Source organism: Streptomyces nidicola (genome assembly GCF_050106155.1).
In the GTDB taxonomy this organism is placed as follows: Bacteria; Actinomycetota; Actinomycetes; order Streptomycetales; family Streptomycetaceae; genus Streptomyces.
On record NZ_JBNBPI010000001.1, the window covers coordinates 8,759,426 to 8,775,142 of the forward strand.

A 15,717-nucleotide genomic window follows, 5' to 3' on the forward strand; every position below is an offset into this window, starting at 1 on the left:
CCGCTTTCAGCGATCAGCGAGTGGCGACCTGCGCAGGCGCGAGCTCGTACGCCCGCCCGGCGTGGCCCCTTCGATCCCAGGAGAATCCATGAGCGCGACCGCTCGCCGTGAGGTGCGACCCGAACGCCCGCCCACCGGGGGCGGGGGCTCGCGGTTGCTCGACTTCATCGAGCGGGCGGGCAATGCGCTGCCGCACCCCTTCTGGCTCTTCTGGATCATGGCGGGCGTCGTCGCGGTCGTCAGCTGGGCGCTCGCGGCGACCGGGACACAGGTCGCCGACCCGTCCAAGGACGGCACCATCGCCGTGCGCAGCGCGATATCCGCCGATGCCGTCCGCGACCTCGTCAACGGCGCGGTGGACAACTTCGTCACCTTCGGCCCGCTCGGTACGGTGCTCGTGGTGATGCTGGGCGTCGCCGTCGCGGAACGGGCCGGACTGTTCGAGGCGTTGGCGCGGCGGATGCTGGCAGGCGTGTCCCCGCGCTGGGTCACGCTCGGCGTCGCCCTGTGCGGTGTGCTGTGCAAGTTCCTGTCCGACTCCGCGTACGTCGTGCTGATTCCGCTCGGTGCCATGGCGTTCCGCGCGGTCGGCCGCTCGCCCATGCTCGGCATGATCGTGGCCTTCGTATCGATCAACGCCGCGGGCGACGCCAACCCGCTGATCACCTCCAGCGACGTGCTCTACGCCTCCGTCGCCACCGAGGCAGCGCACCTGGTGGACGCCGACTTCGTGGTCCGTGCCACCGACAACGTGTACTTCTCCACGACGTCGGCGTTCATCCTGGCCTGCACCGTCGCCTTCGTCACCGAGAAGGTGCTCACCAAGCGCGAGCATCTGCTCGTGCCGGACGCGGACCTGGAGGAGAAGGCCCGGCAGACCGTCATCACCGCCGGTATCGACGACGCCACCGAGGTCCGCGCCCTCAAGCGCACAGGACTCGTCGCCCTCGGCTACGCCGTTCTCCTCGTCGCCGCGATGCTCCCGGTCGACTCCCCGCTGCGCGGCAAGGGCGGCTCCATCGTCGAATCGACCCTGCTCAACAGCGTGTCCGTCTTCGTCGCGACGTTCTTCATCCTCATCGGCTACGTGTTCGGCAAGGCGACCGGCCGCATCGAGGGCAGTCGCGACGTGCCCGCCCTGATGGCCGAGGGAGTGCGTGGCATCGCCCCGCTCCTCGTCCTCTTCCTCGCCGTCTCGCAGTTCCTCGCCCTGTTCCAGTGGACGAACATCGCCACCGTGCTCGCCGTGAAGGGCGCCGACTTCATCGAGCACCTGGGCGTGCCCACCCTCGTCCTCTTCCTCCTGCTGCTCATCGCGATCTCCCTGATCAACCTGCTGATCACGAGCGGCTCCGCCCTCTGGTCGCTGGTCGCCCCCGCCCTCATCCCGATGATGATGCTGCTCGGCACCAGCCCCGCCACGACGATGGCGCTCTACCGGATCGCCGACTCGTGCACCAACTCCATCAGTCCGATGGGTACCACCTTCGCCCTCGCCGTCGGCTATCTGCAGACGCTGCGGCGCAAGGCGGGCATCGGCACGCTGGTCTCCTTCACGCTGCCCGTCGCGATGGCGATGCTCGTGGTCTGGGTCGTCCTCTTCTTCGCCTGGTACCTGCTCGGCATCCCGCTGGGGCCGGGGGCAGCGGTCCGCTGACACATGCGGGCCTTCGTACCCTGATGCGGTGAGCATCATCATCGACGTCGGAGGGCTCGGCCCCGCGGACATCGCGGCCGGGCCCTCCGCGCTGTCCGAACTCATGGCGAGCCTGCACATCCTCGCCGAACCCGAGCACCACCCCGAGGCCGCCGAGTGGACCGCCCGCGCCGCCGCGGTGAATCCGGCGCTCCGTGACGAACTCGCGGTCTTCGCCCCGCTGTGGGCCCGCTTCCGCTGCCGCCTCTTCTACCCCCGTACGCTGCCCGTCGCGGCGGGCCTCCCGGAGGAGCTGGCGGCCATCGAGGACCTTCCCCGTACGGAATTCCTCGGCCTCGTCGCACCCGGCGTACTCGGTGCCACCGCCCGACCCGCGCCCGCCGCGCACGAACTGCGTCCAGGCACGGAGGCCGCCGAGGAGTACGTACGCCAGTGCCGGCGGCGCTCGCACTCCAGGGGCGACCTGGCCGCCGAGCTGGTCGCGGACCCGGCCGCGTTCCGCGCACGGCTCCTCGCTGTCCTGCGCGCCGCCGACGCCGCGTTCTTCGCGGACGACTGGCACACCCTGGGCCCCGTACTCGACGACCACGCCCGCGAGGTCCGGCGCCGGCTCGCCCGGCCACGCCCGCCTGTCGACGTGCTCACCGAACTGCTCCCCACCGCGTCGCGCGTCGGACCGGGCGCCCGGATCCGCCTCGACAAGCTGCAGATCGACGAGGTGGTCGTCGGCCGGCGCCCGCTGGTCCTCGTACCCTCGGTCCGCGTCTGGCCGCACCTCGTCGTCAAGGACGAGGACCCGTCCTGCGTCGTCGTGCAGTACGCGGTCCGCGCCGCGATGCCCTCCGGGCCCGGCCAACTCTCCCTGCGCGCCCTGCACGACCGGCTCACGGCACTCGCCTCACCCGGCCGCATGGAACTGTGCCGGCACCTCCTCGGCGAACCGATCACCACCTCCGAACTGGCCACCCGCCTGGGCTCCACCGAACCCCAGGTCTCCCGCACACTGCGCCAACTCCGCGAGGCGGGCCTGGTCCGCTCGACCCGCGACGGCAAACTCGTCCGCCACCGACTGGCGACGGACGTCGTACGCGCGTTGGGAGACGACGTACTGGCGACGGTGATGCGCTGAGAAAGGGCCGCGGTGAGGACAGGCGGTCAGCGGTCCGTGATGGTGTCGAGGACGAGTTGGGTGAATTCCTTCGTCGTCGCCGTTCCGCCCAGGTCGGCCGTCCGCGCGTCCGTCGTCGCGAGGACGGACGCGAAGGCGTCGAAGACCTCCGTTGCCGCCTCGGGGTGGCCCAGGTGGTCGAGCATCATCGAGGCGCACCAGATCGCACCGAGCGGGTTGGCGATGCCGCGGCCCGCGATGTCGGGGGCCGAGCCGTGGACGGGCTCGAACATCGACGGGTACTCGCGTTCGGGGTTGAGGTTGGCCGCGGGAGCGATGCCGATGCTGCCCGCGACGGCGGCCGCGAGGTCGGAGAGGATGTCGCCGAAGAGGTTGGAGCCGACGATCACGTCGTAGCGGGACGGGTCGAGGACGATCTTCGCGACGAGCGCGTCGATGTGCTCCTGCCGCCACTCCACCTCCGGGAAACGGGCACCGGCCTCGCGCACCAGCTCGTCCCAGAACGGCATGGTGTGCACGATGCCGTTGGACTTGGTCGCCGAGACGAGGTGGCCCTCGCGGCGCTGCGCGGTGGTGAACGCGTAGTCGAGGATGCGCTCCACGCCGGGGCGGGTGAACACCGCTTCCTGGACGGCCATTTCGTTGGGGAACCCGCGGTTGAGGCGCCCGCCGATCTCCGAGTACTCGCCCTCGACGTTCTCGCGCACGACGACGAAGTCCACGTCCGCGCCCGCCTTCGCGACCGGGCTGGGGACGCCCTCCAGCACCTTGATGGGACGCAGGTTCACGTACTGGCGGAACTGGCGGCGGATGGGGATGAGCAGCCCCCAGAGGGAGACATGGTCCGCGACCCCCGGCCAGCCGACCGCGCCGAGCAGCACCGCGTCGTGGTGGCGGATCCGGTCCAGGCCGTCCGTCGGCATCATCGCGCCCTCGGCGAGATACCGCTCGCAGGACCAGTCGAACGAGTCGTAGGAGAAGGCGAGTCCGTGGCGTTTGCCGACGGCGTCGAGGACGGCGCAGGCGGGCGGCAGTACCTCGGTGCCGATGCCGTCACCAGGGATGAGCGCGATGCGGTGGCGAGTGGTCGTCATGGTGACCATGGAATGCCGAGGTGTCCCGGGCTGTCCAAGACGCGTTTGCAGCCTGTTCGATAACGCTCGCCTATCGGTTGGGCGGGATCCGTTCCCCGGGAGTCCCTTGCTCCGTAATGCGCGATTTTTCGATGACGTCGATGAATGCCGCAGCCGCCGGGCTCAGCCGGTGCCTGCGCCACACAAGGCCGACGTCGAGCGTGTCCTCGATGGCGAGCCTGCGCACCCGCAGCCCGACCGTGTCCGCGAGCGGGCGCCACGAGTCGGCGACGACCGCCACCCCCACGCCCGCCATCACCAGCGGCAGCAGCCCCTCGCGATGCTCGATCTCGACCGCGATACGGGAATCCGTCGCGGCGACGATGGCGTCGGCGACGCGGCGCATGCCCGTCCCCGGCTGGCCCGCTATGAGCCGGAGAGCGGGCAACTCCTCGACGGAGAGCGGGTGTTCACCTGCGGGCAGGTCGGCGTCCTCGCGCGCCACGAGCACAAACGACTGCGTCTCGATCGGAACCCGGTCCAGATCCGCGTACGCCTCGTGCGCCCCGGCCGCCGCGAGCACACCCACCTCCGCGACACCTCTGCCGAGCGCGTCCCGCACATCGTCCGGCCGGGCAGCGGCCACCACCGCCACCTGCACCTGCGGATACGCCTCGGCGTACGCGGCGATCAGCCCGGTCAGCGGGCTGACGACCTGGGACGGCATGGACGCGATCCGCAACTGCCCGCCCCGCAGCCCGTCCACGGCCATGACCGTCTCCCGGGCCACGTCCAGCGAACGCACCACTTCGCGGGCGGGGCCGACCAGGGCCGCGCCCGAAGGGCTCAGGACCAGGCCGCGCCCCTGCCGCAGAAACAGGCTGGTCCCGAGCGCGGCCTCCAGGCGGCGGATCGTCTGAGTCACCGACGGCTGCGCCACGAAGAGGTGCTCGGCCGCCCGGTGCACGCTGCCGTGGTCCACGACCGCCAGGAAATGGCGCAACTGACGTACGTCCATGGTCGTCCCGTTCTGCCTCTGTGGTGGCGGTCGTTCGATAGGCCGACGTTATCGGTCGGGCTGCAAATGAGTCTTGGACGCGAGGGGTGACCGTCGTCACGATGTACGGCAGTCGCAACGGAGCGAGAACGAGAGCGGAGCCTGCCCGTGTCCCACGAAGCCCTGTTGTTCCTGAGCACGGCGGTCGCCATCGGCGGCATCGTCGTCGCGATCACGTGGCTGAAGCTCCCGCCGGTGCTCGCGCTGCTCTTCGGCACCCTCTTCCTCGGCCTGACCACCTCCGTCGGGGCGAAGGGCACACCGGACGCGGTCGCGGACGGCTTCGCCGATGTCATGGGGGAGATCGGCATCCTGGTGTCGCTGGGTGTCATGCTCGGCGCGCTGCTCACGGCGGCCGACACCATGCAGCGGCTCGTGGAGACGACCCTCAAGGCGTTCGGCCGGCGCAGCATCCCCTACGTCTTCGCCGCGACGTTGAGTTCGCTGTTCACGGCGATCTACTCGGATGTGCTGCTCGTCCTCTCGGCTCCCCTCGCGCGCCGCCTCGCCCCGAAGCTGGGCGAGCGGGGCCGCGCCCTGATGGGTGGCGCGCTCACCGCGGGCATCGAGGTGGGCCTGGTGTTCGTGGCGCCCGGCGTCGCGGCCGTGGCCATCGCGGGCATCCTGGACGTCCCGCTGGGCCAGATGTTTCTGCTCGGCCTCGTCGTCGCGCTGCCGACGGCGCTGCTGACCGTGCTCGTCTTCTCGGTCGTCCTGCGGTGGATGAAGTGGAACCCCGCGAGCGACGAGATCGAGACCGAGGTCGAGGTCGAGGAGGAGGGTGGTGACGTGGTCGACGGGGGCGACGCGTCCGCCGCTGTTCCCGCCGCCCGGTCCGGAGACCCCACGCCTTCCCCGGTCCCAACGTCCGCCGAACCAGCGGCCGTTGGCACCATGACCGACATCCCGGCCGAACCATCACCGGCGGCACGGATGCAGGGGCCCCGCCCCCTGCCCCTCGCCCTGGCCGTCACCCCGGTCCTGCTCGTCCTCGTCCTCATCGCGGGCGGCGCACTCGCCGACGGCCTCTCCCTGGACGCGGCACCGGTCGGATTCCTCACCGATCCGGTGGTGGCACTTCTCCTCGGCACCACCGTGGCCTACGCGTTGGCGCGCCGGGTCAGGTCCAGGGACGAGATCGGCGACGTCATCGGAAAGTCGCTGGCCCAGTGCGGGTCCATCCTGGTGCTCAGCGGGATCAGTGGTTCGCTCGGAGCCGTCATCGAGCGCTCGGGCATGGGCAGGACGTTGGGCGATCTGTTCTCCTCGGGGATCCTCCCGCCGCTGCTGCTGGTCTGGATCATGGCCGCGGTGCTGCACATCGCGCTCGGCTCCATCTCCGTCGCGGGCATCACCGCCGCGGGCATCCTCGCCCCCATCGCGGGCCACTTGGACACCCCGCTGGTCCTGGTGGCTCTGGCGGCCGGCTTGGGCGCCCTCTTCGTGCCCCACGTGTCCAGCAACTTCTTCTGGATGTTCCAGTCGCTGCTCGGCTTCTCCACGCGGGGCACCATCAAGACCCACACCGTCCCGATGACCCTGGCCTCGCTGATCTCACTGCCGATCATCCTGGCGGTGTCGGTGGTGGTCTGAACCCCTCCGGGTTCTTCTGAGCCGCGCCGTCTCCCGCCTCCGTGCCTACGGCGACGGGGGAGTGACCGACACGATGTACTCCACCGGGCCGTCCGCCGCGTTGCGGTAGAGGTGGGGCTGGCGGGCGTCGAAGGTGATGGACTCCTGCGCGGTCACCGTGTGGATGACACCCGTGATCTCCACGGTCAGCGCGCCGTCGATGACGTAGGCGCACTCCGTGGAGGGATGGGCCCACGGTTCGTCGCTCGTGGCCGAGCCCGGCGGGAGGATCGCGCGGAGCACCTCCAGGCGGCCGTTGCTCCCGGCGAGGCGCTCGTACCGGACCAGGCCGCGCGGGCCGCTGATGGTGGAGCGCTCACCGGGCCGGCTGATGTGGACCGCGGGGACGTCCTCCTCGTCGAACAGGGCGACCACCGAGGCGCCGAACACGTCGGCGAGCCGCCGCAGCGTGGCCAGACTCGGTTCCGTCACGCCGCGTTCCACCTGGCTCAGGAGCGTCGCCGAGAGGCCGGCCTGCTGGGCGAGGGCGCGCAGACTCAGACCGCGCTCCGTGCGCAGTGCCCGCAACCGGGTGCCGATCATGATCCTCCGTACAGGCTGAGTGCACAACAATGCACATCTCGTACTGTGAACGCGCGTTGACGATTGTCTTTCCGGAGCTTAGCGTCTCGGATCGCCCTCCCGTGTGCAGCCAGACTGCACGCGGGAGGTGCCCAGCCCCCGTTCCGACTCCTGGGAGATGCGATGGCATCGACGGTCCCGAGGCCGCCCACGGCCCACCGCTGGCTGCTCGTCCTCCCGTTCGTGTGGCAGGTCGCGCTCGTGCCCGTGGTCAACGGGGTGCGGTTCGCGCCGCTGAACATCCCGTTCCCGATGCTCTGGCAGATGCTCGGCGTCCTGGCGTCGACCGCCGTCATCGCCCTCGTCTTCCGCCTCGACCGCAGGGCGGGTGTGGACGAGGAGGAGGCCCGGTTCCTCGAACTCACCGCGCGGCCCGCCGAGTCGAAGGCCGGTGAGGAGACGTGACGCTCGCCCTCGTGCTCGCCATCGTCGTGGGCACCGTCGTCGGCGCGATCGGCTTCGGCCGCCGCGCGAGCAGCGGCGCCCCGGCCACCACCCTGTCGGGCTGGGCCGTTGGCGGACGCCGCTTCGGCACGGTCCTGTTCTGGTTCATGAACGCCGGAGAGGTGTACACGACCTTCGCCGTCCTCGGCATCTCCGGATACGCGTGGGCCATGGGCGCCCCCGCCTACCTCGCCTTCACTTCGGTCTCCCTCAGCTACGCCATCGGCTACTGGCTCATGCCGAAGATCTGGCGGGCCGGCCGCAAGCACGCGCTGATCACCCAGGCCGACTTCTTCACCGCCCGCTTCGGTGCGCCCTGGCTCGGCGTCGTCACCGCGCTCGTCGGCATCGCCGCCCTCGTCGTCTACGTACAGATCCAACTGGTCAGCCTCAGCCTCATCGTGCGGCTCACGCTGGGGAGTTCGGTGTCGCCGAACGCGGCCGTCGTCATCGGCGCGGTGGTGATGCTGGCCTTCGTCTTCCTCGCCGGGCTGCGCTCGGCCGCGTTCTCCGCGGGCGTCAAGGACGTCCTCATGGTCGTGGTCGTCGTGCTGCTGACGGTCACGGTGGCGAGCAAGGTCGGGGCCTCGTCCCTCTTCGACGTCTTCCGACTCGCCGAGGAACAGCACCCGGGCATCGGGAAGTTCCCCGGCATCGACCCCGCGTCCCCGACCACGTCGACCTGGCTGATGACGTCGGCGCTGAACGTGGCGCTCGGCAACTGGGTGTTCCCGCACCTGTTCCAGGTCTCCTACTCGGCCGCGTCGGGCACCGCGATCCGCCGCAACGCCATCTGGCAGCCGCTGTACTCCCTGGCGTACTTCTTCGTGATCCTGCTCGGCTTCGCGGCCCTCGTCGCGGGGACGAAGCCGGCGGGCGGTGACCTCAACGCGGCGCTGCTGCAGTTCGTTTCGGACAGTTACCCGGCCTGGGTGGTCGGCCTCGTCGCAGGCACCGGATTCCTGCTCGCGCTCGCGCCCGGCTCCGTACTGCTGCTCACGTCCGGCGTCCTGTTCGCCCGCAACGTGGTCGGCACCGTGACGCGCAGCGGTCTGTCGGACCGCACCACACTGCTCGTCTCCCGCCTGTCGATGATCGGCTTCGCCGCGGTCGCCGTGTGGCTGACCATCGGACGCAGCCAGTCCCTCGTCGACATCCTGCTGAACGCCTACTCGGCCATCGGCATGCTCGCCCCTGCCGTCGTCCTCGCCTTCCTGTGGCGCCGCACGTCCGCGATCGGCGTCCTGCTCGGCCTCGTCGCAGGCTTCACCGCGCTGCTCGCCCCGTTCGCCAAGGACTACTGGGCCGCGCACCTGCCCGAATGGGAACCGGGCCTCATCGCCATGGTGATCAATGCCGTGGTGGTGCTGGCCGTCAGCCTGATCACGCCGAGGCCGGAGGAGGAGGCCGTGGCAGTGGGCCTGGCCGTTTCGGCGGAGGACTGCAAGCCACCGGCGGAGAGTACGAGGACGGGGATCGCATGACCGAGAACGAAGCCGAGGAACTGGTCACCGAGCTCTACGACTTGCGTGTGACCGTCGACCGCATCGAGGGGCGCTCCGTCTGCGGGATGGCGGTCGGCGACTACTTCGAACTCGTCGACAGCGCCCGCCTGCGCATCCCCGAAGGACGCCACTTCTGCGTCTACGCGCTGCAGGCGGTGCTCCCTCTCCTTCCGGCCAAACAGCGGGCGCTTCCCGCCGGTGACTGGCTCGAACGGGACACGCTCGTGTGCTGCCCCGACCCCGAAGAACGACTGATCATGCGCATCGACCGCACGGCACGGTGCCGCTTGAACACGGAGGACCTGACGTGACCGCTACGACCGCCGCGGCGAAGGTCGAGATCGGGCTCGGCCTGCAGAGCGACAAGCAGCCCGGCGACTACGCCCGGCTCGCCGCCCGCGCCGAGGACCACGGCTTCGACGTGCTCTCCGTGTTCGGCGACCTGATGTACCAGCCGCCGCTCTTCCCGCTGCTCGAGATGGCCCGCGCGACGAGCCGCGTACGGCTCGGCGCCGCCTGCTGGAACCCGTACTCGATGCATCCGTACGAGATCGCCGGCCAGGTCGCCGCGCTCGACCTGACCTCGTCCGGGCGTGCGTACCTGGGTCTGGCCCGCGGCACATGGCTGGGCGACGTCGGTATCGGGCAGCCGAGGCCGCTGGCGCACATCCGGGACGCGGTGGGACTGATCCGCGCGCTGCTCTCCGGCTCGGAGGAGGGCTACGAGGGTGAGGTGTTCCGGCTTGCTCCGGGCACGCGTCTCCGCTACCGGCCGGAGCGCCCCGACGTCCCCGTGCTGATCGGCACGTGGGGTGCGCGCACGGCGGCCCTCGCCGGGCGCATCGCGGGGGAGATCAAGATCGGCGGTTCGGCGAACCCCGCCATGGTCGACGTGATGCGCCGCCGGATCACGGGCGGGCCCGACGCCGATCCGGCGGACCACGTGGGCATCGTGGTCGGCGCGGTGACCGTCGTGGACGAGGACGGGGCGCGGGCGCGGGCCCACGCCCGTACCGAGGTCGCGATGTACCTCGCGGTGGTGGCCGATCTCGACCCGACGGTCGACGTCCCCGCCGGGCTCCTTGCGGGCGTCAAGGAGCGGCTGGCCCGCGGCGACTCGGTCGGCGCCGGGAAGCTGATCCCGGACGACCTCCTGGACCTGTTCGCCTTCTCCGGCACGCCCGAACAGGTCGCGGCGCAGGCCCAGTTGCTCATCGACGCGGGCGCGTCCCGCGTGGAGTTCGGGACACCGCACGGCCTCACGGACGACGGTGGGGTCGACCTTCTGGGTACGAGGGTGCTGCCGCTCCTGGACCGGTGACGGACTGTACCGGCCGTCGGCGTCGAGGTCTCGGGGCTCTGCCCCGGACCCCGCTCCTCAATCGCCGGAGGGGCTTGAAGGGCCCTGGTCCTTAATCGTCGGCGGGGCTTGATGGGCCCGCTCCTCAATCGTCCGAGGGGCTTGATGGGGCCTGCAGCTCCTCGAACGTCACGATTCCCCGCTCTCCGCTCCCACCATTCGCCGCACTCATGAACACCCCCACGTCCTGCCCACCGCCCACGACCCCCGCCGGGGCCGCCGTGCCGACCGTCGTCCAGGTGGTGCCGTCCGTGCTGAACTCGCCCTTGTACGTGGCGCCTTGGCGGGTCAGACGCAGTCGTACCGGTGCGGTCACCGAGCCGCCCGCCGTCGTGACGGTGTCGAGGCGGCCGTTGCCGTCGGCGTCCCAGGAGAGTGCGCACCCGTTGGACGGGGTGACCGCGAGGTTGATGTATCCCGAACTGCCCTTGGCGGTGAGGTCGTTGCGGACGATGAGGCCCGCGCGTGCCCAACCGCCCGTGCGGTCCTGGGCGGTGACCCGGACCGAGGCGGAGGAGCCGTCCGCCAGAGCCCCCGGGCGGTAGATCGCGCCGAACTCGTTCGTGCCGCCCCACAGATCGGTGCCGCCGCCCTCGATGGCGAAGGCCTCGCCGGACTGGCCGAACACCGCGTCGTTGAAGGACACCGTCCGGTACGGGGCCTTGACCCCGGTGCCCGCCAGGAGCCGGACCGCGTCGACCGCCGTGCCGCGCGCGGTGCCCATCCGGTACGTGGCGTCGGCGCGCACCCGGAGCACGAGCCCGTCCGCCGCGCCCGTCAGGGACACCCTGAAGCGTGCCGTGAAGGACTCGCCGGGAGCCACCGAAGCCGCGGCGACCGGGCCTTCCGCGTGGGCGGTCAGCCCGTCGGGCAGGGCGAGCGAGAGGGTGACGTCCCGCGCCGGCGCGAGGCCGTTGCGGTTGGTGAACGCGACCTCGACCGTGACCGGCTCGTCCGGGGAGACGGCGGCGTGCGCGGCGGAGGCGGTCAGCGTGGCCTGGTGCGCGGTGTTGGCGAGGGTGTCGTGGATGCGGCGTGCGAGCCGCTCGATGGACCCCGAGGGGCGCTCCGGGTACGTCTCGTGCTCGTGCGCCCACTTATCGTCCATCGCGAACCAGTCGATGTCAGCGGGCTCCCGGTCCTCGGCGAGCGCGGCCGCCAGCTCGGTGAAGTACCTGCGCCAGCGAGGGAAGTACAGGCCGGAGACGAGGCCCGCCCACTCCCGGTTCGCGTAGTCGCGCAGCCCCGCGTCGCTGCCTGCCCGGTCGCCCCAGGTCGTGACGATCGACCGGGCGTCGTACTCCAGTTGGTCCTGTTCCGCGCGGTCGGCTCCCCAGGCGCGGGCCTCGGCGAGCCAGCGGCCCAGCAGATGCTGCTCCGAAGTGGCCAGCGCGTCGTCGAGGAGCTTCATCCAGTCGAGCCACGTCCGCGTCAGCTGCCCGAAAAGCGCGGTGTCACGGACCTCGTACGCCGCCCTGATCTGCGGCAGCAGCACCCGGCTGCGGTTGGCGAGCACCTGCCGGGCGACGTCGAGCAGGTCGTACCGGTAGGCAGAGCTTCCCCGCAACTCCGCGTCGACGGCGAGGAGTTCGGTGAGGGCGCGGTCGAAGGCGGCCGTGTCGTAGCGCTCGCCCTTCGGGCTCCACGCGGCGGCCGACTGTACGTTCAGCGCAGGCCGGGCCCCGAACAGGCCGTCGGGTGCCTCGCTCCAGGAGTCGGTGCGGCGCATCCCGTACGCCGTCTCGCGCAGCACCCGCCAGGCCGCGGCCGCATGCCGGTCGGCGCCGCCGTACCGGGAGGCCGCCCACCGCGCGAACCAGTCGTCCAGGTCGACACTGCCCGCCGTCCACGCGAGGTCGCCGAGCAGCGCGAGCGCCGCGGGGTTGTTGTCGGCCCCCTCCGGCATCGCGGCGATCCCGGCCAGCCGGCTGCCGTCCTTGTCCCGCCAGCGCGGGTAACTCTCCACCCAGTCCGGGGTGTTGGCCCCGAGCGCGGTGTGCCCGCCGAAGTTCCAGATGCTGCCGTACGTGTACGGGGTGTCGCCCCAGTCGCTCTCCCGGTCGGTCACCGTGGCGTACCGGTCGGACAGACCGTCGACGATCAGCATGCGCGAGCGGTCCACCGCGTCGAGGATCTCGCGGCGCGGATTCGTCTGCCAGCCGAGGATCGCCCACACGGCCTCGGGGTGGGCCGTGCGCAGGGCCGTCTCGACGGCGCGCGCGGCCTCGCCGACCGGCACGTCGCCGGGCCGGCCGCCCTCGTGCAGCAGATCCATCTTGTACATGGAGGTGCCGCCGAGCCGCGTGTCGAGCCGGGCGTAGAACTCGGCGCCCACCTCGGCGAAGGCCCCGGTGCGCGGGTCGAGCCAGTCGGGGCGCTTGAATCCGCTCCAGGTGCCCTGCGGGACGACCTTCGCCCCGTCGACCCGCTCGGGGAAGCCGTCGGGCACGGTGCCGAACCAGCCCGGCAGTACCGCCGTCATGCCCAATTCCCGTACGCGGTCGGCGATTTTGCGCCCGAGGTCGGCGCGCCGCTCCAGCAGGCGGCGGCTGATCGGGCCAGCGAAGCCGGACATGTTCTGCAGCAGCCACCACGGTTGGTGTGCCGGAGCCGGGATCCACGCCAACAGCTCGGACTCGGAGTACCCGAACCGCCGGAACGTGTCGAAGTAGGCGGCCTCCACGCCGGTCGTCACGAGGACCTCGTTGAAGCCGTGCAGCGCGAGCACATCCAGTTCGCGCTGCCAGGCGTCCCAGTCGCGGTAGGGGCCGGTGTAGCCGTCGTTGGTGTCGTTCAGGGCGAAGCGGTGGGAGACGTTCGCCGATGCCGTCAACTCACCGGTGGGCGCGGGAAGTTGTTTTGGAAGGTTCAGCTGTTCGCCGTTCCAGGTGACGGAGGCGTGCGCGACATTGCGCAGATAGCGGTGCAGACCGGCGAGGAGGACGGCCGGGGTCGAGCCCTCGACCACGATGTGCCCGCGGGAGCCGGAGACCCGGAACCGGTCGGCCGCGCCCCCGCCGCTCGACGGGCGGAAGGTGACCTGGCCGTGGTGGTGGGGGAGCAGCCGGCGCAGCGCAGCGTCGGCGGGCCCGGTGTCGAAGCCCGCGCTGCCGCCGGATCCCGCACTGCCGCCGGGTGCCGCGAAGGCGGCCCCGCCCGGTGTGGGCAGGGCCGTGACACCCAGCACGATCGCCGTGCTCGACAGCAGCCGTCTGCGGCTCGGGCGGGGCCGGTTCGGCTGCTGCGGTGAGGGTCGGGTCACGAGGTCAACTCCCGGATGACGGCCGCTCTGGCCTTCTCGATGTCGGTGACGTCCTTGGTACGGCCGTCGAGGTTCCTGGTCGCGAGGTCGAGGGCGGCCCGCAGCGCTTCGCTGTCACCACCGCTCCCGGAGCCCGCGAGCTTCTCCCGCGCCTGCGCGATCAGCTCGAAGTCCTCGATCCCTTCCTTGAGCTGTTCCCATCGGATGCTCGACATCGGCCCGTCGTCCCCCGGATAGACGAGATACTCGTCGCCCTGGGTGAAGACGTGCACCGGCTGCCCGAACGGGTCGGAGGTCCAGCTGTTCCACGACCAGCGCAGCAGCCCGTCGAGCTGCCGCTGTGCCGAGATCCACGGCAGCATCCGGGCCTCGACCGCGGGTGAGTACGAGAACGTGTTGGGGTGGTCCGGCACCCCGTACACGTAGAACGTGGTGATCTTGCCGTCCTCGCGGCGCCGCGCGACCTTATCCGGGGTCAGCTCGTCGATGCCGCCCCAGTCGACGGAGAGGTTCGAGGCGAGGGACTCCGTGCTGATGGACCCGGCGACCGAGATCCGCCGGTCGAAGGCGGGCGCCACCTCGTGCACGAAGTCCCGTACGACCTTCATCGTCTCCACGGGCCGCTCGTCGAAGGACAGCCACGTGTGGTCGAGGCGTCCGGTGCCTTGCAGATGGTCCTCGAACGCGCGCAGGAACGCGCCCCACGCCTCCCGCCACCGGTCGCCGCCCAACTCGACGTTCTCGTAGACCTCCTTGCCGGTGCGCTCGTCGACGTACGTCAGGTGTTCCTCGCCCTGGAAGGCCAGCATGGAGAACGCGCCGATGTCCGGGCCGAGCCCGGCGCGCTCGGCGGCGGTGACGTACCTGTCCCAGCGTTCGAAGTCGAAGCGGAACCGGTCGCCGTCCCAACTCCAGCCGACCATGCTGGAGTACGGGGTGGCCGTCTGCGACTTCCGGCTGTTCCCCGGCCACGGGTAGTGCCAGGGGTTGTCGACGATGGTCGTGTTGATGACCTTCTGCCCGCGGCTCGCCAAGTCGCGGTTGTACGTGTCGATGAGCTTCCAGTGCTCCTCCGACCACGGCGCGACGTGGTGCGCCTTCGCGATGGTGTCCGGCTGTGCCCAGACGTCCAGGAAGAACCGGTAGTCGGCCGGATCGGGCAGGCTCACGTCCGCGACCTCGATGGTCAGCGGGTACGTGACCTGGGTCCTCCCGTTCGCGGTGACGGCGACGGAGCCCTTGTACGTCCCGGCGGGAGTGCCGTGCGGGATGCGGAAGGTGAACCACAACGGCTGCGCGGCGTACGCGGGAACGTCGACGGCCGACCGTTCTTCCAGCGCGTCGCCCACGACGTCCGGGCTTCGGTCGCCGGACACCTCGGTGGGCGAGCTCACCTGGTCGATCGTGGCGGACCAGTCCAGCTCGGACTTGGAGCGCTGCACGGGCACGTACTTCACGAACCGCACCTGGGCGCGCCGGCCCGCGTCCCCACCGAGCCGGACGCCGCCCGGTCCCGTGAGTTCACCGACCCGGGCGGACACGCCGCTGAGCGGTGTGCCGGAGGCGATGGCGAGCTGCGCGGAGACCTGCTCACCCCGCACTGCCGACAACGTCAGCTCCTTGGTGTCCTTTCCCTGGATCGCCTCCATGGGATACCGCGGCACCCGCACCTCCGCGGAGCTCGCGAAGGCCCCTGTCGGTACCCACGTGATGGTGTCCCGGGTCCCCATCGCCTCGGCGACCTTGGCGGTGAGCCAGACGGCACTTCCCGGCCTCTGGGGTGAAGTGCGCACGTTTCACGTCCTTTGTTCGAGTGGAACCGGACTGAGCGCTGTCCAAAGTGCAAGAGCTTGCTTGATTCGCCCAATGTTTGAGCACAAAACGTCAGCGTGTCAACGGAAAAGCACTCGACTGTCGTCCTCGACCGCGCCATGATCCGCTCTTGTGACGACGTCGACGCAGAAGCAACTCCTGGCCCGGGCCGCCGCCCGCAACAACGCGGAGTGGTGCGCCGCG

12 protein-coding genes are annotated in these 15,717 nt (G+C 70.8%); 7 read left to right on the top strand and 5 right to left on the bottom strand.

The annotated features are described in order from the left end of the window. Positions 1 to 88: 88 nt before the first annotated feature. Positions 89 to 1,657, top strand: coding sequence for an AbgT family transporter (locus ACOKM3_RS39520; protein ID WP_426906114.1), 1,569 nt, complete (start codon positions 89 to 91; stop codon positions 1,655 to 1,657). A gap of 28 nt (positions 1,658 to 1,685) precedes the next feature. Beyond that, positions 1,686 to 2,786, top strand: a complete 1,101-nt coding sequence (locus ACOKM3_RS39525) for an ArsR/SmtB family transcription factor (protein WP_426906115.1) — start codon at positions 1,686 to 1,688, stop codon at positions 2,784 to 2,786. Positions 2,787 to 2,812: 26 nt separating this feature from the next. Here ACOKM3_RS39525 and ACOKM3_RS39530 read toward each other — a convergent pair whose 3' ends face one another. After that, positions 2,813 to 3,880 carry a tartrate dehydrogenase gene (locus tag ACOKM3_RS39530; RefSeq protein WP_426906116.1) on the bottom strand — a complete coding sequence of 356 codons (1,068 nt, stop codon included), beginning with the start codon at positions 3,878 to 3,880 and terminating at the stop codon, positions 2,813 to 2,815. 70 nt (positions 3,881 to 3,950) lie between these two features. Then, positions 3,951 to 4,877, bottom strand: coding sequence for a LysR family transcriptional regulator (locus tag ACOKM3_RS39535; RefSeq protein WP_426906117.1), 927 nt, complete (start codon positions 4,875 to 4,877; stop codon positions 3,951 to 3,953). 147 nt (positions 4,878 to 5,024) lie between these two features. Here ACOKM3_RS39535 and ACOKM3_RS39540 point away from each other — a divergent pair, with 147 nt between their 5' ends. Beyond that, complete coding sequence (locus tag ACOKM3_RS39540; protein ID WP_426906118.1) at positions 5,025 to 6,509, top strand: GntP family permease; 1,485 nt, start codon at positions 5,025 to 5,027, stop codon at positions 6,507 to 6,509. Between the two features lie 45 nt (positions 6,510 to 6,554). On the opposite strand, the gene ACOKM3_RS39545 is transcribed toward ACOKM3_RS39540, so the two are convergent. Then, the gene (locus tag ACOKM3_RS39545) at positions 6,555 to 7,091 is read right to left on the bottom strand and encodes a helix-turn-helix domain-containing protein (RefSeq protein WP_426906119.1); all 537 of its coding nucleotides are present in this window, start codon (positions 7,089 to 7,091) and stop codon (positions 6,555 to 6,557) included. Between the two features lie 162 nt (positions 7,092 to 7,253). On the opposite strand from ACOKM3_RS39545, the gene ACOKM3_RS39550 reads away from it, so the two are divergent. Genes ACOKM3_RS39550 through ACOKM3_RS39565 form a run of 4 tightly spaced genes read left to right on the top strand, consistent with a single transcriptional unit; the run spans position 7,254 to position 10,400 of the window. After that, positions 7,254 to 7,535 carry a DUF3311 domain-containing protein gene (locus ACOKM3_RS39550; RefSeq protein WP_426906120.1) on the top strand — a complete coding sequence of 94 codons (282 nt, stop codon included), beginning with the start codon at positions 7,254 to 7,256 and terminating at the stop codon, positions 7,533 to 7,535. Beyond that, a complete protein-coding gene (locus ACOKM3_RS39555; protein WP_426906121.1) occupies positions 7,532 to 9,058 on the top strand; it encodes a sodium:solute symporter family protein in 1,527 nt (508 codons plus the stop codon). The genes ACOKM3_RS39550 and ACOKM3_RS39555 overlap by 4 nt, the downstream gene beginning before the upstream one ends. Next, on the top strand, positions 9,055 to 9,390 hold the full coding sequence (locus ACOKM3_RS39560; protein ID WP_327659260.1) for a TIGR04076 family protein: 336 nt from the start codon (positions 9,055 to 9,057) through the stop codon (positions 9,388 to 9,390). Before ACOKM3_RS39555 ends, ACOKM3_RS39560 begins: the two co-directional genes overlap by 4 nt. Further along, entirely contained in the window at positions 9,387 to 10,400 is a 1,014-nt protein-coding gene (locus tag ACOKM3_RS39565; protein WP_426906122.1) for an LLM class flavin-dependent oxidoreductase, read from the top strand. The genes ACOKM3_RS39560 and ACOKM3_RS39565 overlap by 4 nt, the downstream gene beginning before the upstream one ends. A 124-nt stretch (positions 10,401 to 10,524) precedes the next feature. On the opposite strand, the gene ACOKM3_RS39570 is transcribed toward ACOKM3_RS39565, so the two are convergent. Further along, a complete protein-coding gene (locus tag ACOKM3_RS39570; RefSeq protein WP_426906123.1) occupies positions 10,525 to 13,701 on the bottom strand; it encodes an alpha-N-acetylglucosaminidase TIM-barrel domain-containing protein in 3,177 nt (1,058 codons plus the stop codon). Beyond that, complete coding sequence (locus ACOKM3_RS39575; protein ID WP_426906124.1) at positions 13,698 to 15,494, bottom strand: DUF4091 domain-containing protein; 1,797 nt, start codon at positions 15,492 to 15,494, stop codon at positions 13,698 to 13,700. The genes ACOKM3_RS39570 and ACOKM3_RS39575 overlap by 4 nt, the downstream gene beginning before the upstream one ends. Positions 15,495 to 15,717: the final 223 nt, after the last annotated feature.

What these genes read in the sequence shown, in the direction of transcription:
- ACOKM3_RS39530 (WP_426906116.1), bottom strand. Translation starts at nt 3,880, where the DNA reads ATGACGACCACTCGCCACCGCATCGCGCTCATCCCTGGTGACGGCATC.
- ACOKM3_RS39520 (WP_426906114.1), top strand. Translation starts at nt 89, where the DNA reads ATGAGCGCGACCGCTCGCCGTGAGGTGCGACCCGAACGCCCGCCCACC.
- ACOKM3_RS39535 (WP_426906117.1), bottom strand. Translation starts at nt 4,877, where the DNA reads ATGGACGTACGTCAGTTGCGCCATTTCCTGGCGGTCGTGGACCACGGC.
- ACOKM3_RS39550 (WP_426906120.1), top strand. Translation starts at nt 7,254, where the DNA reads ATGGCATCGACGGTCCCGAGGCCGCCCACGGCCCACCGCTGGCTGCTC.
- ACOKM3_RS39545 (WP_426906119.1), bottom strand. Translation starts at nt 7,091, where the DNA reads ATGATCGGCACCCGGTTGCGGGCACTGCGCACGGAGCGCGGTCTGAGT.
- ACOKM3_RS39560 (WP_327659260.1), top strand. Translation starts at nt 9,055, where the DNA reads ATGACCGAGAACGAAGCCGAGGAACTGGTCACCGAGCTCTACGACTTG.